General features: G+C 43.4%; 19 protein-coding genes. 12 read left to right on the top strand and 7 right to left on the bottom strand.

Going from position 1 to position 25,072, the window contains the following annotated elements; translation table 11 throughout:
- Window positions 1–70: 70 nt before the first annotated feature.
- Both DN068_RS19210 and DN068_RS19205 read left to right on the top strand, forming a co-directional pair.
- Window positions 71–2,086 carry a T9SS type B sorting domain-containing protein gene (locus DN068_RS19210; protein ID WP_111000563.1) on the top strand — a complete coding sequence of 672 codons (2,016 nt, stop codon included), beginning with the start codon at window positions 71–73 and terminating at the stop codon, window positions 2,084–2,086.
- Between the two features lie 17 nt (window positions 2,087–2,103).
- Window positions 2,104–2,400 (top strand): hypothetical protein, encoded by a 297-nt coding sequence (locus DN068_RS19205; protein ID WP_111000562.1) that lies wholly within the window; start codon window positions 2,104–2,106, stop codon window positions 2,398–2,400.
- Window positions 2,401–2,418: 18 nt separating this feature from the next.
- On the opposite strand, the gene DN068_RS19200 is transcribed toward DN068_RS19205, so the two are convergent.
- Complete coding sequence (locus DN068_RS19200; RefSeq protein ID WP_111000561.1) at window positions 2,419–2,688, bottom strand: hypothetical protein; 270 nt, start codon at window positions 2,686–2,688, stop codon at window positions 2,419–2,421.
- A 156-nt stretch (window positions 2,689–2,844) separates the two neighbouring features.
- Here DN068_RS19200 and DN068_RS19195 point away from each other — a divergent pair, with 156 nt between their 5' ends.
- Window positions 2,845–3,408, top strand: a complete 564-nt coding sequence (locus tag DN068_RS19195) for a peroxiredoxin (protein WP_111000560.1) — start codon at window positions 2,845–2,847, stop codon at window positions 3,406–3,408.
- 112 nt (window positions 3,409–3,520) lie between these two features.
- Window positions 3,521–4,105: a carboxymuconolactone decarboxylase family protein gene (locus DN068_RS19190; protein WP_207799040.1), complete on the top strand. Its 585-nt coding sequence runs from the start codon at window positions 3,521–3,523 to the stop codon at window positions 4,103–4,105.
- Window positions 4,106–4,246: 141 nt separating this feature from the next.
- Here the strand turns inward: DN068_RS19190 and DN068_RS19185 are convergent, their stop codons facing one another.
- On the bottom strand, window positions 4,247–5,518 hold the full coding sequence (locus tag DN068_RS19185; protein WP_111000559.1) for a sensor histidine kinase: 1,272 nt from the start codon (window positions 5,516–5,518) through the stop codon (window positions 4,247–4,249).
- Window positions 5,519–5,754: 236 nt separating this feature from the next.
- Between DN068_RS19185 and DN068_RS19180 the strand changes: the two genes are divergently transcribed.
- The 4 genes from DN068_RS19180 (at window position 5,755) to DN068_RS19165 (ending at window position 10,469) form a co-directional block, all read left to right on the top strand.
- Window positions 5,755–6,258: a hypothetical protein gene (locus tag DN068_RS19180; protein ID WP_111000558.1), complete on the top strand. Its 504-nt coding sequence runs from the start codon at window positions 5,755–5,757 to the stop codon at window positions 6,256–6,258.
- 122 nt (window positions 6,259–6,380) lie between these two features.
- Window positions 6,381–8,339 carry a threonine--tRNA ligase gene (gene thrS / locus DN068_RS19175; protein ID WP_111000557.1) on the top strand — a complete coding sequence of 653 codons (1,959 nt, stop codon included), beginning with the start codon at window positions 6,381–6,383 and terminating at the stop codon, window positions 8,337–8,339.
- A gap of 72 nt (window positions 8,340–8,411) precedes the next feature.
- Complete coding sequence (gene infC, locus DN068_RS19170; protein ID WP_111000556.1) at window positions 8,412–8,969, top strand: translation initiation factor IF-3; 558 nt, start codon at window positions 8,412–8,414, stop codon at window positions 8,967–8,969.
- 414 nt (window positions 8,970–9,383) lie between these two features.
- On the top strand, window positions 9,384–10,469 hold the full coding sequence (locus tag DN068_RS19165; RefSeq protein ID WP_111000555.1) for a hypothetical protein: 1,086 nt from the start codon (window positions 9,384–9,386) through the stop codon (window positions 10,467–10,469).
- Window positions 10,470–10,647: 178 nt separating this feature from the next.
- Here DN068_RS19165 and DN068_RS19160 read toward each other — a convergent pair whose 3' ends face one another.
- Complete coding sequence (locus tag DN068_RS19160; protein WP_111000554.1) at window positions 10,648–11,706, bottom strand: tetratricopeptide repeat protein; 1,059 nt, start codon at window positions 11,704–11,706, stop codon at window positions 10,648–10,650.
- Window positions 11,707–11,989: 283 nt separating this feature from the next.
- Window positions 11,990–12,772, bottom strand: coding sequence for a C40 family peptidase (locus DN068_RS19155; protein ID WP_165836464.1), 783 nt, complete (start codon window positions 12,770–12,772; stop codon window positions 11,990–11,992).
- A gap of 267 nt (window positions 12,773–13,039) precedes the next feature.
- Between DN068_RS19155 and rny the strand changes: the two genes are divergently transcribed.
- The 3 genes from rny to DN068_RS19140 all read left to right on the top strand — a co-directional run bounded on the left by rny (window position 13,040) and on the right by DN068_RS19140 (window position 16,983).
- Window positions 13,040–14,614: a ribonuclease Y gene (gene rny, locus DN068_RS19150; RefSeq protein ID WP_111000552.1), complete on the top strand. Its 1,575-nt coding sequence runs from the start codon at window positions 13,040–13,042 to the stop codon at window positions 14,612–14,614.
- Between the two features lie 361 nt (window positions 14,615–14,975).
- A complete protein-coding gene (locus DN068_RS19145) occupies window positions 14,976–15,359 on the top strand; it encodes a VOC family protein (protein WP_111000551.1) in 384 nt (127 codons plus the stop codon).
- Window positions 15,360–15,684: 325 nt separating this feature from the next.
- Window positions 15,685–16,983 carry an NAD(P)/FAD-dependent oxidoreductase gene (locus DN068_RS19140; protein WP_111000550.1) on the top strand — a complete coding sequence of 433 codons (1,299 nt, stop codon included), beginning with the start codon at window positions 15,685–15,687 and terminating at the stop codon, window positions 16,981–16,983.
- A 243-nt stretch (window positions 16,984–17,226) separates the two neighbouring features.
- Here DN068_RS19140 and DN068_RS19135 read toward each other — a convergent pair whose 3' ends face one another.
- The 3 genes from DN068_RS19135 to DN068_RS19125 all read right to left on the bottom strand — a co-directional run bounded on the left by DN068_RS19135 (window position 17,227) and on the right by DN068_RS19125 (window position 24,263).
- Window positions 17,227–19,146: a S9 family peptidase gene (locus DN068_RS19135; protein ID WP_111000549.1), complete on the bottom strand. Its 1,920-nt coding sequence runs from the start codon at window positions 19,144–19,146 to the stop codon at window positions 17,227–17,229.
- A gap of 85 nt (window positions 19,147–19,231) precedes the next feature.
- The gene (locus DN068_RS19130; protein WP_111000548.1) at window positions 19,232–19,951 is read right to left on the bottom strand and encodes a hypothetical protein; all 720 of its coding nucleotides are present in this window, start codon (window positions 19,949–19,951) and stop codon (window positions 19,232–19,234) included.
- Between the two features lie 367 nt (window positions 19,952–20,318).
- Window positions 20,319–24,263: a Pls/PosA family non-ribosomal peptide synthetase gene (locus DN068_RS19125; protein ID WP_111000547.1), complete on the bottom strand. Its 3,945-nt coding sequence runs from the start codon at window positions 24,261–24,263 to the stop codon at window positions 20,319–20,321.
- A 141-nt stretch (window positions 24,264–24,404) separates the two neighbouring features.
- On the opposite strand from DN068_RS19125, the gene DN068_RS19120 reads away from it, so the two are divergent.
- Entirely contained in the window at window positions 24,405–25,052 is a 648-nt protein-coding gene (locus tag DN068_RS19120) for a 4'-phosphopantetheinyl transferase family protein (RefSeq protein ID WP_111000546.1), read from the top strand.
- Window positions 25,053–25,072 lie beyond the last annotated feature (20 nt).

Genomic DNA, 25,072 nt, shown 5'->3' with positions numbered 1-25,072 from the left:
TCCATTGCTATAAAAGTTTTAGTCATTTTGTTATATTAGCCGATTAGAAAGTGAAACTCTTTTCAGTATTATGAGAAAATGCCTACTCTTTGTAGCACTCCTGATAGTGTCACAACTGAATATTTTGAAAGCCCAAAACCTGTTTGACGCGCCCGACACTGTCTGTGTGCGACAACCTGTTTACCTGACCAACAATACCACAAACGCCTCTTCTTATTACTGGGGTTTTTGCTCTGGCTATCTTACCAATACGCCGGTATTGACTAATCAAGGAAAAGGTTTCTCTTTCAATGGCCCTGCAGGTATCGAAATCGCTAAAGACGGCGGTAATTATTATGGGTTCGTAGCAAATCAGTATTCGTCGGAATTGTTGCGTCTCGATTATGGTAACAGTCTTACAAATATCCCTACAGTTACCAATTTCGGTAATGTAGAAGGGACGCTGCCAGATTCTGTTTCTTCCATCTATATCATACAGGATTCCAGTAAGTGGTATGTGTTTGTAGCAGGTGGTACCAGCGCTGGGAACGCATCTGTGGCGCGCTATGATTTCAGAAACACGCTGGCAAACACACCAAGCGGTGTGAACTTCGGTAACCCGGGCGGCCTGATGGAAGCACCACGCGGTCTTTTTGTTGCGAGTGACGGCTTTAACTATTACGGTTATCTCGTAGATCAGCAAAAAGATGAATTGATCCGACTCAACTTTGGTAATAATATCTCATTTACGCCGATCATTACTACATTAGGAAACGTGGGTAGCCTTTCTGGTCCAAGCGATATGGCTGCCGTGATGGACGCCGGTAACTGGTATTTCCTGGTGACTAACGAAACAAACAGTTCTCTTTCTGTATTAGATATGGGCACTGGTCTGTCTGGTACACCTACTGGCGCGAACGTAGGTAATGTGGATGGCAAACTGTTCGGCCCTTCTGCAATCTCTGTTATTAAGGACTGCGGTAGTACTTATGCGTTTATTACTGATTACGTAAGCAGCGAACTGACTCGTATTGATATTCCTTCTTTCACAGGTGGTACTTTCTCTGCTCATTTATATGGTACCGGTAGCGGTGCGTTTATTAATCCGGCGGGTCTTTCCAACGTAATGCGCATGGGTGATCAATTGTATGCTTATGCTACAAATGCCGACAATTCACTCACTCAGGTTGGTTTTCCTCAGTGTACCAATTCCAGTGTAGCTTCTTCTAACACCGCAACACCTCCTTCTGTTATCTATAATGCACCAGGTACCTATACGGTTTATCTCGCAGTAGATGAAGGTTTGCCAACGATGTCTGTAGAATGTAAACAAATTACAGTGTTGCCGATCCCGAAAATGAATATCAGTAATGATACTACTATTTGCCAGGGCGACAGCATTAACCTGTTTATTCAGTCTTATCAGGCAAAATACCTGTGGCATCCGTATTATAATATTGATGACACTACAGGTCTGAAAGTAAAAGTATGGCCGACATATTCTAATGCTTACTACGTAACACTTACTTACCCGAACGGTTGTATTGTAGATACGCCAATTCATGTAAATGTAAGTAAAGTGGTAGCCGATGCTGGTCCGGATCGCGTGCTTGCTGATGGTTCATCTACCGTACTTGGCGGCCCGCTTACAAGTACTAACGGCAATTTTATGTACACCTGGACGCCAGGTCAGTACCTGAGCAATACGATGATCACTAATCCGGTGGCAACACCGCTGCAGGATATGACTTATTATCTGCAGGTAACTGAATTGAATGATACATTACATTGTGCCGCGATCGATACCGTAGTGGTACATCTTTCTTGCGAAGATCTCGTACTGCCTAATGCTTTCGCGCCAGAAACCAATGTGGCCGGCCAGAATCGTTTTGGTCTGCTCAACAAACAAATCATAAAGCTGAATTACTTCAATATTTATGACCGTTGGGGCAAACAAGTGTTTTCTACGACTGATCCTACTAAACAATGGGATGGAAAAATCAACGGCGATCCTGCAGCAGTAGGTGTCTACGTGTGGGAAGCGGACGGTTTCTGTACTACGGGCCAACGCCTTACTAAAAAAGGAAACGTTACTTTGCTACGATGATTTAAAAACGAATAGAAATGGCAGCATTCTTTTTTCAGCTTTCCTTACCGCAATATGCCGAAATTCCGGTAACTGCAGTAGAAGAACAAAAACAGCATATAGACAGGCTGGCGTCTGATGGAAGATTACTTTCCTACAGTGTGGCGGCGCTGAAAAATTTTATCTGGTGCATTATTCGTGCCGAAGACGAGACAGAAGCTTCAGGATACATTGCGGATTTTCCTCTTTTTTCGTTTTTTTCTGATGTGCAATGCCATCTTTTGCTTTACCATCACGAGTTTTCCACCTCAATGCCAGATATTTCAATGAATTAAATACCTCAAAAGGATGTTTCAATCAGAAACATCCTTTTTTATTTGCCATAATGGACGATTACTTCCTTCGTGCAGACGCTTATTTCCTCCGTGCAGACGGTTAGTTCCTTCGTGCAGACGCTTACTTCCTTCGTGCAGATGCTTACTTCCTTCGTGCAGACGGTTACTTCCTTCGTGCAGACGGTTAGTTCCTTCGTGCGGACGGTTAGTTCCTTCGTGCGGATGACTAATATCTTCGCGCAGACGCTTAGTTCCCTGAACGCGCTGCTTCCAATCAGACGGGGTCATACCAATAAGACAAATTTTGCCTATTTGTTTCATCTATTGGAAGATAGATTGATAACGCCTATTTTTTAATAGTCAAAATAGAAGACGTAGGCGTTGCAGCTTTTGTGTTTTCGTACGAACTTTGCGTCGTTATCAATCAAAAAACAAACACAATTTATGAGCATTGCAACTGTAGGAAAGAAGTTTCCTGAATTCAAGAAAAAGGCAGTAGTATCTTTAGAAAAAGGTAAAGAATTTCAAGAAATCGGAAGTGCGGATATCGCTGGCAAATGGTCAGTAATGTTCTGGTGGCCAAAAGATTTTACATTCGTTTGTCCTACGGAAATCGCTGAATTCAACAAAAACTTTACCAATTTCGAAGACCGCGACACACTGCTTTTGGGTGCTTCTACAGATAGCGAATTCGTTCACCTCGCCTGGCGTCATGATCACGCTGATCTGCGTGGTCTGCGTTTCCCAATGATCGCTGACACTTCAAAAAGCCTCGCTGAAGATCTGGGTATCCTCGAAGAAAGCGAAAAAATCGCTTACCGTGCTACATTCATCATTGATCCGGAAGGCATCATCCGTTGGGTGAATGTAAACGACCTGAGTGTAGGCCGTAACGTAGCTGAAGTACTGCGTGTACTGGATGCTCTGCAAACTGACGAACTTTGTCCTTGTAACTGGAACAAAGGCGAAACTACGCTGTCTCAGCAAATGGCTGAAGAAGTAGCTTAGTTCTTCTCTTTTACAACAGACGTCATGTCTTAGTTATCAATCATACAAAGCACCTGTTTTGAGCTTTTTCAGCAGGTGCTTTATTATGAATTTCCTTTCAAAAGAATCAATTATGCCAATACAAAATGAAACCGTTCAGAATATGCTGAACGATCTGGGGATTGATGTGTCTATAAACAGCATCAGTCTTGAAAAACTGGCCGCTGCAGACAGCCGCTTTATTAAAGATTTAAAGCTGAATGTCAGTACGACTTTGAATAGTACCAACCTTAATAAAAAAGAGGCATATCTGCTGGCGTTGTCCGTTGCGGTAAATGAAAAGCATACAATCCTGATTGACGCATTTGATGCGCTGGCACGTAAAGAAGGTGCTACGGACGCGGAAATCGCAGAAACACATGCTTGTACAGCGTTGATGAACACAAATAACGTGTTCTACCGTTTCCGTCACTATATGCATAATGTGGATTTCTACAATAACCAACCTGCCGGCCTTCGCATGAGTATTATGATGAATCCGGTATTGGGTAAAGAATTTTTTGAACTGATGAGTCTGGCAGTTTCCGCACTTAACGGATGCGAACGTTGCGTGACTTCTCACGAAGCTTCTGTAAAACAACATGGCGCTTCGGAACAACGTATCTATGATGCGATCCGCCTGGTTGCAGTGATCAAAAGCCTGGCGGTCATTCTTTAATCGCTGACGGCCGAGTTCCCGAATTCTGGTTTATGGGTATTAATAAAAAAGTAAAAGCGGATCGAATTTTGATCCGCTTTTACTTTGAAAATGTATTTTAGCGCTGAACAAAATCAAAACTCAGCGATCAGAAATCAACGATTAAGTGGCTGGTAATGTTATCGTAAAAATACTTCCTTTGCCAGGTGTACTATCCACTTTGATCCGGCCTTCATGTGCTTCAATCATGACTTTTACATAACTGAGCCCAAGCCCGAAACCTTTTACATTGTGGAGATTGCCCGTATGTGCCCGGTAGAATTTCTCGAAGATTCTTGCCTGCGTTTCCTTATTCATACCGATACCATTATCCTTAAAACGGATCGCAAGCTGATTGCCGGCCATCAGGGTTTCTACCTCGATTTTCGGGTTCTCTTTTGAGTATTTAATGGCATTATCCAGCAGGTTAAAAATAATGTTGGAGAAATGCACGTCATCGGCCTGAATCACATGTTTTGTAGCATGAAGGTCAAGATTGAGCGTGCCGGATTTTTCCTGAATCTGCAGCGCGAAATTATCAGCCACTTTACGGATTACTTCATGTACGTCCAGTGTCTGTAAGTTCAGTTTAATGTCCTGACGCTCGATGCGGGCTGCCTGCAGGATTTTTTCGACCTGCTTGTTCATGCGTTTGTTTTCGTCTTTGATGATGCCGCTGTAATAACGGATTTTTGATTCATCGTGAATGACCTTATCATTATTCAGCGCATCAACCGCTAAAGAAATAGTTGCCAGCGGCGTCTTAAATTCGTGCGTCATATTGTTGATAAAATCAGATTTCACTTCGGAAAGTTTTTTCTGATTGAACATGGTACGAATGGTTAATGCGAAAGCAGAAATGATAATACAGGTGAAAAGGATAGACGCAGCAATCATCCAGCCCATTTTGCTGATGATATAATTCTGCGGCTCTTTTAAGTGCAGGTAAAGAACTTCCTGGTTAAAAGAATTGTCCGGTGTCAACAGAATATGATTGGCCGTTTTGAAATATTCGTTTCTAAAACCAGGTGAGTACAGCACTTGTGTATTCATAAAATTCACAATGCTGAATTCGAAAGTTTGCTTGATGTTGTTCGCTTTCAGGTCTTTTTCGATGTAGTGCGACATTTCCTCCACCGAGAAATATTGCGAACTGTACAGGTGTTCCAGCAGCATTTCGCGGTCTTCCGGCGTGCTGACATAATTTACATTGCGGCCCGCGAGAAAGCCTTTGTAAGTATCTTCCTTTACATCTTCCAGCGTATTCTGGATGTCACGCGTATACTGATCTTTTTTTACAATAATGGCATTACGTATCCATTGCATCTGAATGAACATGATGCCGAGTACGGAAAGGGTGATCAGTAAGACTATTACGGGGAAAACTTTTTTCATGCAGCAACAAATTTACATAAGCAAAACAGCCCGATGCATCAGGGAATGAACGGTTTAACGCGGTTTTAACTTCATGTGAAATGTTTATTAATTCGTTTTGCCTGCGGAAATCCGGTGGCGAAGGTCAAGATAATGATTCCCGCGTATGGTTTCTGCGAAATAATAGTTTTGATCGGAATATTTTGTAAACATAATTAATTCATTAGCTTTAGGTGTTTTTTAATCAGAAGTAAGCAATGAAACAAACTTTAGTTGTTTTTTTACTGGCAACCCTCGTTTATTCCTGCAAAAAAGTAGATGAACCCACCAGTCGTCAGGACACGCTGCGCAGCGGCAAATGGAACCTTGGTAGTTTCAGGGTCACGACGAAAAAATATGGCACTAAGCAAGGTGACTCTTCTTTCAACGGAATCGGTACATCATACATGGATTCCTGCGAAGCAGACAACTATTTGGAATTTGGTGTTAACTATACCGGCGACGTAAACGGCGGTACGAGAAAATGTTCTCCGACCGATCAGCCGACGCTGCCTTTTACCTGGCAGATCGTAAATAGTGATAATGAGTTAATTATATCGGGTGCGCCGTCTTATTTTAATACGGATGAAGTAAAAGGAGCTATTGTAAGTTTTTCAGACAACAGTTTTTCTATCCGCTATGATGTGTATTATCCAAATCCGAACGGCAAGCTCGGCGATATAGATACGGCACACATTGCTAGCACGTATAACAAGTTTTAACCGGTCAGATATTTTACATTTGCCACCGGTTAGTTTTGCTAACCGGTGGTTTTTTATAGCATTTATCGAATGCAGAGCGCAAATTGTACCTTTGCATCCATTCTAACGAGTTTTTTTATTTTATGATACATATTACTTTGCCAGATGGCTCAGTGCGCGAGTATCAGGAAGGGGTAAGCTCCCTTGATGTCGCAAAATCGATCAGCGAAGGCCTTGCACGTAAAGTATTGGCCGCAGAAGTTAACGGAGAAGTTTGGGACGCAACCCGTCCTATTAATAGTGATGCTACGCTGCGTTTGCTGACGTGGGATGACAAAGGTGCAAAATCAACGTTTTGGCACTCATCTGCCCACCTGCTGGCAGAAGCGCTGGAAGCAACAATGCCGGGTGTAAAATTCGGTATCGGCCCTTCTATCGAAAATGGTTTTTATTACGACGTGGATCTGGGCGACCGTACCATTGGTGAAGAAGACCTGAAAAAGCTGGAAGACAAAATGAAAGAACTGGCGAAGAAGAATAGTGCCTATCTCCGTCAGGATATGCCAAAAGATAAAGCTGTCGCTTATTTCACAGAAAAAGACGATCAGTATAAACTGGAATTGCTGGAAGGATTGAAAGATGGCGAAATCACTTTTTATACACAAGGTGATTTTACCGATCTCTGCCGTGGCCCGCACATCCCGAATACAGGCTTTATCAAGGCGATCAAACTCATGAACATTGCCGGTGCATACTGGCGTGGTAATGAGAAAAATAAAATGCTTACCCGCATTTATGGTGTTACATTCCCGGCTCAGAAAGAACTGGACGAATACCTGACTTTGCTGGAAGAAGCTAAAAAACGTGATCACCGCAAACTCGGTAAAGAACTGGAACTGTTTACTTTCTCCGAAAAAGTAGGTAGCGGCTTGCCAATGTGGTTGCCAAAAGGTGCATTACTTCGCGAAAGATTACAGCAATTCTTGCAGAAAGCGCAGATGCAGAGCGGCTATCTGCCGGTAATTACTCCGCATATCGGTAGCAAACAGCTTTACGTAACTTCTGGTCACTGGGAGAAATACGGTGCGGATTCATTCCGCCCGATTACTACACCACAGGAAGGCGAAGAGTTTATGCTGAAACCGATGAACTGTCCGCACCACTGTGAAATCTACAAGTCTTCACCGCGTTCTTATAAAGATCTGCCATTGCGTTTGGCTGAATTCGGTACTGTTTACCGTTACGAACAAAGCGGGGAATTGCACGGCCTGACTCGTGTACGTGGATTTACTCAGGATGATGCACACTTGTTCTGTCGTCCGGATCAGGTAAAAGAAGAATTCAAGAAAGTAATCGATCTCGTATTGTTTGTATTGAATTCACTTGATTTCCCTGACTTTACAGCTCAGATCTCTCTGCGCGATAAAGAAAACCGCAGCAAATACATTGGTAGCGAAGAAAACTGGCAGATTGCAGAAAGCGCTATCATGGAAGCAGCGCAGGAAAAAGGCCTGAAAACCGTTATTGAGTACGGTGAAGCAGCGTTTTACGGTCCTAAGCTCGATTTTATGGTGAAAGACGCGCTGGGCCGCAGCTGGCAGCTTGGTACCATTCAGGTAGATTACAACCTGCCTGAGCGTTTTGAACTGGAATACGTTGATTCAGATAATTCCCGCAAACGTCCGGTAATGATCCACCGTGCGCCGTTTGGTTCTATGGAACGTTTTATCGCCGTATTGCTGGAACACTGTGGTGGTAATTTGCCTTTCTGGCTGGCGCCGGTACAGGTAAAAGTGTTGCCGATCAGCGAAAAATTCAGCGAATATGCACATCTGGTTGCCAATCAGCTGAAAGCAGCAGACATCCGCGCGGAAGTGGATGACCGTAATGAGAAAATCGGTAAGAAAATCCGCGATACAGAATTGATGAAAGTGCCTTACATGCTTGTTATCGGTGAAAAAGAAATGAACGATAACGCAGTTGCTGTGCGCAAACACGGAGAAGGAGACAAAGGAACTATGTTGTTCGAAGCATTTGTTTCTGAAATGAGAGAACTGGTAGCGCATCAGACCAGCGGCAAAAAAGTAAACGCACTGGCATAAAGTTTTTACTAACGGCAAAAGTGTTTTGATAATACAAATGCACTATTTTTGCCATCATTTTAATAACCATTAATGCAAAAAAGAAGCAAAGGAAAACCGCCATTTCGGCCTAGAGTACCACAAAATGAGCACCGTCTCAATGAAGAAATCACCGCACCGGAAGTACGCTTAGTAGGCGAGGACGTCGAGCCTGCCGTTTACTCGCTGCAAGATGCATTGCGGATGGCGCGCGAAAAAGAAGTGGATCTCGTAGAAATTTCTCCTAATGCAGTACCGCCTGTTTGCCGTCTTATAGATTATAAAAAATTCCTTTACGAGAAAAAGAAAAAGGATAAAGAACAAAAGGCAAAAGCAAAACAGTCTGAGGTAAAAGAAATTCGTTTTACGCCAAATACCGACGAGCATGACTTTGATTTTAAAGCCAAGCACGCCGAAAAGTTCCTTCAGGAAGGAAATAAAGTAAAATGTTACGTTCAGTTTAAAGGACGTGCCATCATGTTCCAGGAAAGAGGGGAGCTGTTGCTGCTCAAATTCGCGGAGCGTCTGGCTGAATTCGGTTCACTGGAATCAATGCCAAAGATGGAAGGCCGTAGAATGCTGGTGATTTTTACACCTAAGAAGAAGAAGTAAAATTTATATTTGTTGGAAATAAGTTAATTGTGTTTAGTCATTCTATATAATTCGTTGAATCTTTAGGTACTTTAGATTTTTCTGTTATAGGGTGGCTTTAGCAATTCCTTGTTTGAAAAATAAAATAAACGTAACTTTGTGCCTTCAAATAACGTGATCTCAAAGACATTTTTGCATATATAGCAACCAAGATGTTTTCATGGTGATAGGGTTTATAGGGGCTGGCCTGTTCTCAGGCTGGCTTTTTTGTTTTTGTTTTGTTATTACAAATCATTTTGTTTGGAAAAACAGGATTCATTTTTAATTTTGTAACAGTTTTCATAGTGATAGGGTTTATAGGGGCTGGCCTGTTCTCAGGCTGGCTTTTTTATTTTACGATTATCCTCGTATTTTACATGCCAAACTCAGCTTTTTATGCTACGAAAACCGGCCTTCCTGTTAGCATTCATTCTGCTCTCTTTTAACTACGCAATTGCGCAGCCGCTTACCACATTCACCAATATCCAAAATCAGATGATGGTTTGGGACAATGGGATGATTCGGAAGGTAGATTATCTGCAGCCAATTCAGACGAAAGTAGGCCGAACGGCAATCCCATATCTCGACAATTCCCGGTCATTCAAGATTTACTATGGTGGCGGTGTGAAGACGATCAATGTTGGTTTTACCAATTCTTTTGATGTATCGGATAATCTGGTGACATTTTTGAACGCCAGTTCATTGAATGTTTTTGACCATGGTAATGTGAAGAATCTTTCTGGCATGTGTCAGCAATATTTTATGGGCGATAGTCTGGTTTTGTTTTACGATGGTGTTCGAAGCGAATACAAGGCATACTATAACGGTAATGTTTACCCAATCGAAAACTTCCTGGCTGGTGCGCCAATCGATGTGATTAAAGTGTCTGACAATATTGCGGCATATATCAATTATGCGGGGCAATTCCATTTTTTCTATCATGGAAATATTATTAATCAGGACAACTACCAGGTGAATAGTTTTGATGTGGGCCGTAATACGGTCGCTTACGTTGATATCAACAATCAGTTCCGGATTTTCCAGAACGGAAAAACAAGAAAAGTGGACGATTTTAAACCTGCGAGTTACGTGGTGGGGGATAATCTGGTCGCTTTTGTAGGCAGTGATAACCACTTCAAAATCTATTATAACGACAGTGTATATAATATCGGCTTTTTTACACCAACCTATCAGGTGGGTGATTACATTGTAGCCTACGAAGATCCGAGCGGTTATTTTAAAGTATTCTACAAAGGCGAAATTTATACACTTGAAAGTTATTATCCTGAGAACTTCAAGATCAAATACAATTCACTCGCTTATGTAAATCGTACAAATACGCTGCGTATGTTTTCTGAAGGGGAAACTTATGATGTGACAACAGCAGATTTGGTTAACTGGGATCTTTTTTATGATGTGGTTCAATACCAGATCGGACAGAATATTTTCCGGGTGTTTTATCAGGGAAGGGAGTATGAATAGTCACCCATCCCTCAAGGGAATCTTTCTTTTAATTGACGATGGGGATTGCCGGCAATTCTTGCCTTACGTATTTAGAGTCAAGAGGTAGTTAAGTAATAATTGAGAACTATACATAAAAGCAGAAAAGCACCGTATAAACGGTGCTTTTCTTATTGGTGGTTTTGTAATAAGAGACTGATTATTGAAGGCGTTTCTCGTGTTTGAGAACTGCCAGTGACGGATCCATCTGGATAGCACGATCGCAGAGTTGCTTACCGTCGACATCTTTACCCATATGGATATAAGTAACGCCGATCATATAAAGTGCACGTGCGTTCTTTTCGTCGTTAGCAAGTACATCATCCCAATAGCCGATTGCTTCCTTGTATTTACCGGCGTGGTAGCTGATATCTGCGAGACCATTCAACAGACTCATGTCTTGTGGCCTGCGTTTCAGGATATCCTGAAGAATAGCTATTGCCTTATCTGATTTCTTAGCATCGGCCATTGTATAGGCCATGTTCATAAAGAAATCGTCGCGAGGTTTGTAGCCTTTCTGTAAAGCCGTTTCAAACCATATAAGCGATTTGTCGAATTGTTCAGCAGTAGCCAGTACCATTGCATATTCGTAGAATCTTTGCGGCTGCGTAGTGTCCAGTTTCATTGCCATGTCATAGTACGGAACGGCAGTTGAATAGTTAGACATTTGCACATACATACGGCCGATCATATAATTGGCCTCCGCATTTTTCGGGTCTTCTTTAATTGCGGCTTGTAATGCCGGTATTGATTTACCGAAATCTTGCTGCGTGTAGTATGCTTTACCGAGCATGAAGTCAATGCCTTTTTGTTGTGGCATTTTCTTTTTGATCTTCGTGCTCATTTCAATGGTTTTGTCCCAGTTGCCGAAATTGAAATAAAGTTGATTGAGTTTTACCAATACCTCTTCATTGTTCTGGTTGATGCGATATGCACTTTCCAGCGCTTTAATGGCGGGCGCAGGTTTATTCATCAACATACACACATCAGCAATGCTGCGTTGTATATTTTCATTGTTGGCGTCGAATCCCGCCGCTTTTTCAAAATACTTCCATGCGTTTGAGTATTTGCGCGCATTATACTCATCCTTCCCCAAAGTGTAGTAATGCTCAGAACTGTCTTTGTTGACAATAGTGTTGCTGTCAGCTGCTTTTGACGCAGACGGATTTAATGTCGTCAGACCTAACCCCATTAGGCTGGCAATAAGAATGCTCTTCATTTTAATGTTAAAATGGATTAAAAAAAATGATAACTACGTTACCTCGTAAAATGTGGGTTATTTCAGGTAAGTAATAGAAGCAAATAACAAATGATGTCGGGGGGAGAATATTTGCTTATATAACTCTTTCTCAGAATTCGAAATTATGGAAAAGTTCTCAACCAAAAAATACTTTTCTTTAAAAAAAAGGAAAGGAACGAAAAGTTAACGTGTAGTTATTGCTACGACGGTAGAAACCAACGTTTTGGTAAAATATAAAGAAATGTGAAATCTAAATGTGCGTCTAAAAGAACCGTTTCACTAAACGCAGGTTGTGCGTTCGCTTTTTGAGCGTGGTGCTGATAATCCCTCCCGGGTCGATGCGATCTACTACTACACGGCCGGCAATTTCAGTTGCATGGATGATGGTTGCCTCATCCAGTAGCATGCCCACATGCGTTATTTTTCCGTCTGCGTTGTCAAAGAAAGCGAGATCGCCACAACGTGCATTTTGCAGGAAATCGACGGTTTCGCCTTCCAATGCCTGTTGCCACGCATCACGCTGCAGTTTCTGGCCGGAGAGTTTATAAACCATCTGCGAAAGCCCTGAACAATCAATTCCTGATACAGAACGGCCGCCCCATTGATAAGGCGCGTTCATGTATAACATGGCAGTCTGCTTTAGATTTGCTTCCGCAATATTTAATTTTTTTACAGAATATCTTTTGCCTTTGAATTTTCCGTGGAAAAAACCCGCGGTGACTTTACCCGATTTGAGGTGAATTTCGGCACCTAAAGGCAGCTGCATTTCCGCTTCGTCGAAGATGAGCTTACCAGAATGGCTTGCCGCGAGAAATTTGGCATGTTTCCCGTATTCCTTACGAGAGATAAAACTGAGCTGAGAGGCTTTGCACCAACCAATATAGTCATCCCAGTAGCAACGGACGCGAGCCCATTCATTGTTGTCAATTTCCAGGACCTCGGCTCTTTCTCCGAAAAGTAGCTGGCTGGTTTGCTCCGCATGATGACTCGGTTCGCTGCGCAAAGGCATTACAGGAACATTGCAGACAGCGTATGTGAGGACCATTGAAAACATGTGAACTATAGCGGTGGAAATTTTAGCCGGTTAAAAGTACACCGCTTTGTCAAATTTTTAATAACATAGTGGCGAAATTGAATATTATAATCACATAACTGACAATGTGCAATATGTGTTGTCGGGACGCGATTAATTTAATCACAATCTTTTATTAACTTAGCACGCTAAACGTCGACCGTATTTTTATTTTTATATAGAAGTTGGCTTTTAAACGGACTAAACAGATTCATTATTGGTTAAACATTAAAAAAAATTATGGGATCAACAATTATTGCTGCTGTCGTCGCGGTAGTGGCTATCTTAATAGGTATTTTTCTGGGGAAATTCATTTTTGCAAAAAATACACAAATACAAATCGATGAGGCTAACCAGCAGAGCAAGAAGATTATAGAAGATGCTAAGGTGCATGGTGAAACTTTAAAAGAAAAGAAAATACTGGAAGCAAAAGAACATTTTCTGCAGCTGAAATCTGAGAACGAGAAAGAGATCATGCAGCGCAATCAGAAAGTGGTAGAGCTTGAAAATCGTACCAAGCAACAGCAACAGAGCCTCAACGACAAAAATGCGAACCTTCAGAAACAAATCCAGGAATATGATCAACTGAAGGAAAACCTGGATAAACAACTCGAAGTAGTTGCTATTAAACGTACTGAACTGGAAAAACACCAGGAAGAACACATCAAACGTCTTGAAAAAGTATCAGGTCTGAGCGCTGAAGAAGCAAAAGCAGAGCTGGTAGAAGTGGTGAAAGAAGAAGCACGCACCCGCGCTATGGCCCATGTGAAAGAGATCATGGAAGAAGCTAAGCTGAATGCGTCAAAAGAAGCGAAAAAGATCGTTATCCAGACTATTCAACGTACTGCCGCAGAACAAACTATTGAAAATGCGATTACTGTTTTCAATCTGGAAAGCGATGAAATCAAAGGTCAGATCATTGGTCGTGAAGGCCGTAATATCCGTGCGCTGGAAGCAGCAACCGGTGTTGATCTGATTATTGACGATACTCCTGAAGCAATTGTACTGAGCTGTTTTGATCCACTTCGTCGTGAAGTAGCGCGTTTGTCGCTGCAGCGCCTCGTTCAGGATGGTCGTATTCACCCGGCACGTATTGAGGAAGTGGTTGAAAAAACCAAGAAACAAATGGAAGAGCAGGTGATGGAAATCGGTGAACGTACCATCATTGAACTTGGTATTCACGGTTTGCACAAAGATCTGGTGCGTATGGTGGGTAAAATGCGTTTCCGTTCTTCTTATGGTCAAAACCTGTTGATGCACTCTAAAGAAACCGCGAACCTTTGTGGTATCATGGCTGCTGAACTGGGTCTTGGTCAGAAAGTGGTGAAGCTTGCAAAACGCGCTGGTTTACTCCACGATATTGGTAAAGTGCCTGATGAGGAAACTGAACTGAGCCACGCATTGCTGGGTGCTAAACTGGCGGAGAAAGCTGGTGAACATGCTGCGATCGTGAATGCGATCGGTGCACACCACGATGAAATGGAAATGACTTATATCATTTCTCCGATCGTTCAGGCTTGTGATGCAATTAGCGGTGCACGTCCGGGTGCGCGTCGCGAAATGATGCAAAGCTACCTGCAACGTATCAAGGATCTCGAAGGTTTGGCAATGGCTTACAATGGCGTTGAAAAAGCGTATGCGATTCAGGCGGGCCGTGAACTGCGTGTGATTGTAGAAGCTGACAAAGTAACTGATGCAGATAGTGATCGTTTGTCATTTGAAATTGCAGATAAAATCCAGAAGGAAATGCAGTATCCGGGTCAGATTAAAGTGACTGTAATCCGTGAACTACGCGCGGTAAATATTGCACGATAATTTACTACACACATTATATTTTGAGAACGGCGGCCAGATGGTCGCCGTTTTTTTGGCTTCCTCCAGCTCCTTCGGAGGAGGAGAACTCCTAGTGCGGTTCTCGCGGAGGTATAAAGGCACGGCGCTTTTATTGGTCGGACGACTCCAAGTCGTTTGACCATTAAACTTAGGAACGTAAAGAGATGCGGGTTATTCAAGGTACACATTTTGCGGGACCTCCCCTGCGTCGAGGAGACATGTTATTAAACACTCGCAGGTTCAATGGTTGATCATTCACCGTTCAAAACTCATTCCTGAATTGTTTTAAAATTAACTCCAGAAGCCCTCCTTTAATGATAATTTTGAATTAAAATATTTCGTCATGAATAAAGATGCAAATGCTTTAAACTGGTTTGAAATACCAGTAACCGATATGCAAAGAGCGAAGAACTTTTATGATAAAGTTTTTGACATCAACATTGCTGTTGACAACATGATGGGTATGGAAATGGGGTTTCTTCCTTTTGAGGATGGCAATGGTAAAGTGTCTGGCGCGTTGGTGAAAAGCGATATGCACAAACCTTCGATGGATGGTGCGTTGGTTTATCTGAACGCGAATCCGGATATTCAGAAGGTGGTGGATCGTGTAGAAAGCGCAGGCGGCAAAGTTGTGATGCCGAAAACATTGATCAATGAGCAAGTGGGCTACATGGCTTTCTTTACAGATACTGAGGGTAATAAGATGGGATTGCATGCGTCTTCATAGGAAGTTGTCTTAGTAGCAGTCGGGAGACTGCACGAGTGCCCTTCGGAACACTCGCGCCAGTAAGGGGCCTGTAGAGGGATGCTCTATAGTAGCAATGTTGATGAACGGAGCGACGCAACGAAGTTTAATAGTAGCAAAGGCACTGACTAAATAATTATTTAAAAACTGCTCCTGTAAATCGGGAGCAGTTCTGTTATCGGATAATTTTGCTGGTATGATCTTGTTGTCTTGCTATTATAGAGAATGTTTACGCAGCCTTAGATAAAGCCTGTTTGACAAGACCTCTGGGCCGCTGTAATTTTGCTTAACCAAATAATTAATACCCATGGACAAACGTCGTATCGTCATTTTGGGTGCGGGATTTGCGGGGTTACAACTAGCCCGCAGAATCAAGAACAGTGAGTATGAAATCACCTTGATTGACCAGTATAATTTCCACCAGTTTCAGCCGCTTTTCTATCAGGTAGCTACCGCCAGGCTTGAACCAAGTTCCATTTCTTTTCCGCTTCGTAAGGTTTTTCAGAAGAAAGAAAACGTACACATCCGTATTGGTAAAGTGACCAATATTAATACCAATAATCAGGTGGTTTACACGGATGTGGCGGGTTATTTTCCCTATGATTATCTCGTCATTGCAACAGGATGTACCTCTAATTTTTTCGGGAATAAAAACCTTGAAAAATATGCGTTTCCGATGAAGTCGAGTACCGAAGCGATTGCGTTGCGTAATCGTATTCTGCTCAATTTTGAAGAAGCATTAAATGCCGATGAAGAAGAAACCAAACGTATCATGAATATAGTGGTGGCGGGTGGTGGCCCAACAGGCGTAGAGCTTGCAGGTGCGTTGGCGGAAATGAAAAAGAATGTATTGCCAAAGGATTATCCGGATATGGATTTTTCAAAGCTTACGATTTATCTGGTGGAAGGTAGTCCGCATACGTTGCTTGCGATGAGTGAAGCGTCTCAGAAAAAATCACAGGAGTATCTGGAAAAGCTGGGTGTACAAGTATGGACGAATGCGTTGGTAAAAGACTATGATGGCAGGAAAGTGGAAATGCAGGATGGGAGGACGATTGATACGCATAATCTCATTTGGGCTGCGGGTGTTTCCGGAAATGTTCCGCCCGGAATTCCGAAAGAACCTGTGGTGCGTGGCAACCGCCTGAAGGTGGATGAAATGAGTCAGGTAGATGGTTTGAAGAATGTTTTTGCTATTGGTGACATTGCGTATATGGAAACGAAAGATTGGCCGAAAGGACATCCGCAACTGGCGAATGTTGCGATCAAACAAGCTGCACATTTAGCGGGCAATCTGAAGCATCTTTTGCACGATAAAAAGATGGAGCCGTTTACTTATAAGAATCCCGGTACAATGGCGACTGTGGGTAAACGTAAAGCTGTAGTTGATTTACCCTGGGTTAGTTTTCAGGGTGTGTTTGCGTGGTTGACCTGGATGTTTCTGCACCTGATGCTGATTGTAAGTGTGAAAAACAGACTCATCATTTTTATCAATTGGGCGATCAGTTATTTCACGAATGATACCACGCTGCGATTGATTTTATTACCGACGAAGAAGGAAGTGGAATTGGCGAAGGAATATAAGGAATTGCCGGCGGATGCTTAAGTCAAAAGTCAAAAGTCTGGTGCGAGTGTTCCATAGGATCACTCGTGTCTGAATAATTCAATCTGATTGCATCAGACCTGTAATGCCCTGATGTAATCCGGCAGAACTCATAGACATCTGAGTCCCTACTGTATTGTGGAAAGAACACTCGCCAAAAAAAGACGGTCAGACAATTAAAGTGTCTGACCGTTTTGTTATAATAATAAGTGAAAACTCACAACTGACAATTCACCGTTCACAATATTATTTCTCAGCTACCGCTTGCGGTTTCAGATATTTTGCCAGGAATTGTTCCATAGCGCCATAAAAATCGAAACGATTGTCTTCATTGTGAAAGCCATGCCCTTCGTTGTTTTTTACCATGTACTGTACATCAACGCCACGTGCTTTCAGCGCAGCAACCATCTGATCGCTTTCAGCTTTATTCACGCGCGGATCATTAGCGCCCTGGGCAATAAACAACGGCGTTTTTATTTTATCGACATGCAAAACCGGCGAAGCTTCGGCCAGCAATAGACTGTCTTTAGTTGGCGAGCCTACCATTTCATAAAACTGATCGAGGTAAGGTTTCCAGTATGGTGGAATTGTTTTCATAAACGTAAACAGATTGCTCACGCCTACATAATCCACGGCACAGGCGTATAGATCGGGAGTGAATGTAACACCCGCCAACGTTGCGTAACCTCCGTAACTGCCGCCGTAAATGGCAATACGCTTAGGATCCGCGATGCCTTCTTTTTTTAGGTATTCAACACCATCGGTGATATCATCCTGCATTTTTTTGCCCCATTGTTTGAATGAAGATTCCCAGAATTGTTTTCCATAACCTGTACTACCGCGATAGTTCATTTGTAAGACAGCATAACCTCTGTTGGCCAGGAACTGTACTTCGGGATCGTACCCCCAACCATCTCTGGCCCAAGGACCGCCATGTGGGTTAATGACCACTGGCAGATTTTTAGCAGCAACACCTTTCGGTAATGTAAGGTAAGCGTGTACGGTTAGGCCATCTCTGGTTTTGTACTGAATTGGTTTCATTGGTGCAAGGTCTTCTGCATTAAGCCATGGATAGGCATTTGCAACTTCCTTTGCATCGCGTGTGGCAAAATCGTAGAGATAATATTTTGCCGGTGTTACATCATTTCCTGTCCAGACGATGCCTTTGGTCATATTGTCGTCGTAGGTAGTGAGCATCACATCAAAACCCGGAAACTTTTTTTTCAGCTCAGCGATGCGGTCGCCACGATCTTTGTCGAAATAATGTTCTTCCGTTTTTTCGCCTTCCCAGCTCACGCTGATCAGCTTATTGGTTTTGCGGTCATAGTCGATGCCTTGCAGATCGTAATCGTTATTTTTAAACAATTCTTCTACTTCTTTTTTGGCCACCGGATCATAGCGTACTAAAGTCAGTTTATCACGGCCCAGATTGCTCATCACATAGATGGTTTTATTTTCAGCATCGAAAGCCTGTGGATAAAACCCTTCTTTAAAATTGGTGGTCAATAGGGTCTGAAAACTGTCTTTGTCGGTATTTCTATATAGATAAGTAATGTTGACGCCATCTGTTTTGGTAGCCATCCGAAGCATACCTGTATTGTCCGGATACCAGCTGTCGAAGTTTTGTTTGTTGTCGTAAAGCAGCGTCAGTTCGCCGGTTTCGATATTCAGCAAATAAGGATCAAAATATTCTTTGTTACGTTTATTAATACCGACCAGCATTAATTTTTCCTTTCCGGGAATAAAACGGAAATCGTCATACACGTCCGAACGGAAACCAGGGAATGGCGTCAGCGCTTTCATGTCTGATCCATCCGGTTTTACCGAAAAGACCTGGAAGTTTTCATCGCCGCCAATATCCTGGGCATATACGATGCGATCACCTTTCCAGAAATAGGAGGAGATGCTGCGCAATGTGTCGTTAGTAACGCGTACTGGCGTTGTGTCGGTTGTTTTTTGAACGTAAATGTTGGTTTTGCCTTTGTAGTCGGCACGGTAGGAAAAATATTGTCCGTCGGGGGAAATACGGAAGCCTGCTTTAGCCGGATTTTTGAAGAATAACTTCATGTCGATGTGCGGCGCAGGGGTTTCTTTGGCTTCGGGTTGTTTACAACTGCTGTATGTAAACAATATCCCTGCCGAAATTAGCAGCATAAGTTTATTCATAATTACATATTGTATTATGATAAATGTATATAAAACCGCCGAAGAAAATTGATTTGCAGGGAGTAATAAGTGAAAATACCCCTTTTTATGCCGCCTTTTCCCGGCCTATGTATTGTACTAAAAGACGTTTAGCAATAGGTAATAAAGTTTCATCCAGCGGGAAGCTATATTCTGTATCGATACTATAAACAGCCGGATTAGGCATCTGTGGATTATTACGGATAATCTCGCGTTTGATCATTTCGGAGGTGTAGATAACGCCGCCGTCGATACTGCTGATGAGATCCATTTTTATACCTCTGTAACGCGCGTCTTTGTGCTCGTAAAGGGTAATGGTGTAAGAATAGACGCGCACTTCCTGTACGCTGCCGTAACGCAGCAATACATAGCCTTCGTTTTTGTACAGCGGTAAAATGCCAACGGGTTCAATATGCAGTTGCTTTTCTACAAATTCATAGATGCCTGTTCCGTCTTCAATGATCGGTCGGATATTGGCGATAGCGAAGGCAATAATATTTTCCAGTTCCTGCATCAATTCGCTATCGGCGAGCATCTGCTGATACACCAGTTCTAGTTTTTCGGCATTTACTTCGTCAATACGTTTAGGAAAATGGTCCTGCAACAGCTTCTTATTCTTGCGGAAAGAAGTAAGGTTGTTGTAATGGAAAATGAGATCGGAAAGCTTCGGATAGAGCTTCGTTTCGTTGAAATAAGTCTGAACTTCCTGTAAGTAGGCGAGTAGTTTATATTTCTGCAGCTCGAAATCGATATCCCCTTCTATAAACCAGGTTTCACTCAGGTTCATATGCGTTTAATTTCTACTAATTTACGAAAAATGGGGGAAATACACAAAGCTAAAAGCCTAACGTTTTTCCAAACACGAGTGGATTTTCCGCAAAGCTACATAAGGAGCAAAGCAGCATTTTTTCTCACGGCGACACTACGGTAGGATGGGTGTTGCCTAAAACTTAAAACTTGAAGCCTCCTCTAACTCCTTCAAAGGAGGAGAACTTCCAACGTGCGTGAGTTTTTCGCAAGAGGGTAAGTTTTTTTCTCGCGGCGGCACTACGGCCTCGTGTTATCTGGAGACGCTGCATGCAACGTCTCTACAGCATTTGACGTTTGACGTTTCACCTTTGACCACTATTCACCATTGACCATTAACCATTGCTTTAATTCGGTTGTACCGGGCTGCCAATCCAGTTTGTGGACGGCGAAAGGTTTTCACCTTTCATCACGAGTGAAAGTGCTTCGAGTTTTACGTCGTTGCCGATTTCGCTATCGTAGAGAATGATGGTACGTGCGCCTACGCTGCAACGTTCACCAATTTTCACCGGACCAACTTTCATGACGCGGTCTTCGAATAAGTGCGTTTGCGGTCCGCAGTCTTCATTTAAGGCACTATCGTCGCCAATAGAGACCATGTCGTATTCGGTGATATCGGTAGAGTTCATCCAAACCCTGCGGCCGATTTTAACGCCAAGGAAGCGAAGGAAAATCGGCAACCATGGCGTGCCGCGCAAGTAATCGAGCAAGAACGGTACTGACAGAGCTTCGTAAGTAGAAGTGATAGCCTCACTGCGCCAAACTTTCCAGGTCCACATCGGTTTTTGTTGCGGTTTGTATTTACCTACAAATAACCATTTTAAAGCCATGGTAATGGCGAATGCCGGAATACCCATGAAGAATAGGTAATACAGCGGGAAATTGAGCAGGATTTGCCACAAAGGTTTTTGTGTTACCAGATCATGTGTGTATGCGATGAACAGGATACTGCAACAGAGAATTGCTGTTTCCGGAAGAATAATACGGATAAACTCCACCACGCCACGAGCAAATCTGCGCATAGGCGAGGGTCTGGAAGTAAGTTCTTCCGGGAACGGATTACTTTGCTGACGACGTGGCAATGCTATGGCCGGCGAACCAAACCAATCATGAGCGGCGTTTTCGTTGAGTTGTTCCTGACTTGGCGGCGTAGAAAGTACGCCAATCAGCATATTGGAACCGAGATGATAACCTTGCGGAATTAAGGCACTGTTACCCACAAAGCTGGTATCCTCGATAATGGTATTGCTCAGAATTAATTGCTGACCGCGCACATCGGCTTCTCCTAATGTGACGGCATCAGCCACGAAAGCATCATGACCGATTTTCAGCAACGGGTGTGTTACGCTACTTGCAGTGGATATCTCTGTGTTTTTACCAATTTTGGCACCGAGTGCACGGAAGAAATTACTGACAAACAGCGTTGCGTAAATCGGGTGGAGTACAATTAATGATAGCGACATCAACTGGTCGGCAAACCATTTCCGTAAGTAAAACAAGCTATAGATCGGATATTTTCCGGGTCTGATGCCCGCTTGTAAAAAGCGTGTCAGGAAAATGGTTACGAAAGCGAACAGAATGATGTAGGCCAATGCCAATGCCGGCATTACACTGAAGTAATTAAAGTTGTACGCTGGCGCCGCTTCATCCATGTGGTGAATGATAAGGACCGTAGGCAACAACGGTAATAAAACCACGAATGGGAATACCAGCAAAGTAAGCAGGAAAAACATGCTGTACTTGCCTCGTGTAAATGCTGAAACTTGCAAAGGTTGCGGGAGATCAGCCACCGACTTTTTCTCTTTCAGTTGCGCCGGACTTCCCTGCCATACTTCCGCTTCGCCGATGACTTTACCGGCTGGCAAATAACTCAAATCTTGCAATTCACCCCAGTCTTCTACACGTGCATCACCTGCAATCACCGCGCTACTGCCAATGTAGGCGTGTGCGCCAATATATGTGGAACGGATTTTAAGCAAACCGTCTTCTACCCAGGCATTATTAATTACCGTCTGCGAACTAAGGCTTGCATCGCTGTCAATCGTTACCAGATCTTCTGCGCCAATAGTCATATTACTCAGTTGTGCGTCCTTCGCAACTTTCACACCAAGCAGACGGAGGTAAGTAGGAAAAAGCGGCGTGCCATTCAGGAATTGAGAAGGCAGCAGACGCTGCATGGTTTTCACAAACCACCAGCGGAAATAATAACTGCCCCAGAGCGGGTAATCGCCTTCTTTGAATTTCCCGATTACCAGCCATTTTATAATGATGCTTAATGCAGAGAAAAACGGTGGTATAATACAGAACATGGACAACGCCGTAAAAATGGCTGTTCCTAGTTTGTTCGGATCATCTTCCGCTATATAATAATAGCCGAGGTATGGTATAAATATCTGCACGGCGAAAAGGCCGAAGAAAAATAATAATGAAACCGTTTGCGCGAGCCAGCAAAGCAAAAAACGATAGGTAGGTACGCTGTTGAATGCTGCTTTTTCTTTCTTTTCGGTTTGCGTCGCTTTCACTTCCCAATTGGCAGCTAATACGGCCAACGGACGATGCAAATACACATCTTTTAACGAAGCCTGTGGTACACCTGCATCACGTCGTAAACGGGAAACCAGTGCAGCAGCCAACAATGAGTGCCCCCCTAGATCTGTGAAGAAATCCTGTTGGAGATCAATTTCCCTACCTGGGAACATTTTGTGTAACACCTGCAATACCCGCGCCGGCATCGGAGCCGTATTATCTATGGAGCCAGTATCGGTATCTGCTTTGAATGCAAATGATTCCGGTACTGGTAATGCTTTGCGGCTGATCTTTCCGCTTGGCATACGTGGCATTTCTTTCAATGACACGATGGTGCCGGGAACCATATATGGCGGCAGGAATTTAGCCAGCTCCAGACGTAGTTCGCTTTCGCTGAAATTCACTTCATCTTCGGGAACCACATAGCCGACTAGCTGATCCTGGTCATTCGCGTCTTTCTTTACGGCAACTGCGGCGGCAGCAACGTTTGGCAAATGACTCAGTCTTGTTTCAATTTCGCCGAGCTCAATGCGATAACCACGCAGTTTGATCTGATCATCGATACGGCCCTGAAAGTCAACAGCTCCATCCGGGGTAATCACAGCGGCATCACCAGTGCGGTATAAACGGTCGCCAGGTAATTCGTGTAGTGTTTCCGGTTTGTTGACGAATTTTTCAGCAGTGAGTTGAGGCAGATTTACGTATCCGTCAGAAACGCCTGGTCCGGTAATGATGAGTTCGCCGCGCTCGCCAAAAGGCAATGGTGCAAAATGTTCATCGACAACAGCGAGGTTGTAGTTTGGCAACGGCTGGCCGATCGTTATGACATCGCCCGGTTTGAGTTTTGCCATCGTTGCGCTTACCGTTGTTTCAGTTGGACCGTAGCTGTTGAAAAATTCCCGCTGTGGCGTGGCCCAGCGATCCAGCACTTGTCTGGTACAAGCTTCGCCTCCGGCGTTGATTAATCGCAACGAAGGAATATTGTCATCCATTACCGCCAATAAACTTGGCACAGCATGGAGAATAGTAATCTTATTATCGCGCAGTACACTGTCGAGCTCGTCGATAGATTTGGCAGTGGTAGCATCTGCAACCCAAAGCGTAGCGCCCACGAGGTAGCTTACCCATGTTTCCTCGCACCACATATCAAATGATACGGAGAAACCCTGATATACTTTATCGGCAGGCTGAATGTTGAAAATACTTTCTTCGGCACGCACCAGATGGCAGATCTGGCGGTGATTGATCGGAATACCTTTTGGTTTGCCGGTACTGCCCGAAGTGTATAAGATGTATGCGTAGTTTTCAGGAAGTGGGCCTTCGGTAATTTCGAATTTTGTGTCAGCCGCGGGGCTTGGCGGAACAGTCAGTAAAGGGCAGTGCACATTGAGCGGGTCCTGGCTGAAGCATGCATCGGCTTTTACTTCTTCCATCACAATTTCCACACGTTCCGCAGGCATTTCGCGATCGAGCGGCACATAGGAGGCGCCGGCTTTGATGGTACCGAGAATGGCAACATGCAATTCGATACTGCGTGGCCACCAGAAACCAATTTTCGCTCCGCGGCCTATTCCTTTTTCATGCAGGTAAACGGCAACGGCATCGCTCCACTGGTCAAGCTGGGCATAGGTAAGCGACTGCTTCCCAAATATCAAAGCGATATTTTGAGGGTGGGCAGCAGCCGTTTGACGGAACATTTCCGCTAGTGTTTCTTCGCGAATCAGATCCGGTCTGTTGGGGCCTTTAACGATACTGACAAAATTCATACTTCTTTTTCCTTATACTTCCTCTATTAGGCGCAATGATAACTTAAATAACTTTACGTCAGCAACATTTATGTTGTAGTTTTATAAAGTTCGACAGACTTTGTCAAAACTTTTTGAGTTGTTCGTTTCAAAATTGTTTTTATGCCGCTCTGCTACTGGACTAAAATACCGATTGAAAAAAAACAGCAAAAACAGCTATTGTCATTGTTGCCTCCGGAACTGCGTTCGCACCTGAATAATTTTCAGGATATAGGTGAACAGCAGCGCTCGGCTTGCGGAAAAGTTTTGTTACAACAAATATTGTCCGGTTATTCTCTTCCCTGGGCTTTGGACTATTTGCGCTTCGATGAATACCTCCGGCCTTATTTCGGAAATGATTTTGACTTTAATATAGCGCATTCCGGTGAGATATCGGTCTGTGCCGCCACAAAAAAAGGCAGGATAGGCGTGGATATCGAAAAAGTTCAGGATGTGGATGTGGAGGAGTTTAAAGATTTTTTTACACAGCAGGAATGGGAACAGATCACGGGCGGGCGCAATGAACTTAATAATTTTTATCGTTTCTGGACGCGCAAAGAATCTCTGTTGAAGGCAATTGGCAAAGGAATTTACGCAGATCTTTCATGGGTGGATGTTTGTGGGGATGAAGTGGAAGCGGAAGGGCAGATTTATCATCTTACAGAGTTGTATATCGCTGACGGCTATCAGGCCTGTGTGGCTATGACCGAGCGAGAAACGGTGAGTTGTGAAGAGATAGCGGTGATTGATTTGCTGAAAGCTGATTTGTAATTCTATTTCCTCTTATTATC

The sequence above is a fragment of the Taibaiella soli genome (genome assembly GCF_003236175.1).
GTDB lineage: Bacteria > Bacteroidota > Bacteroidia > Chitinophagales > Chitinophagaceae > QKTW01.
The sequence above is the reverse complement of the archived record's forward strand: the minus strand, read 5'-3'. Positions and strand labels throughout refer to the sequence as shown.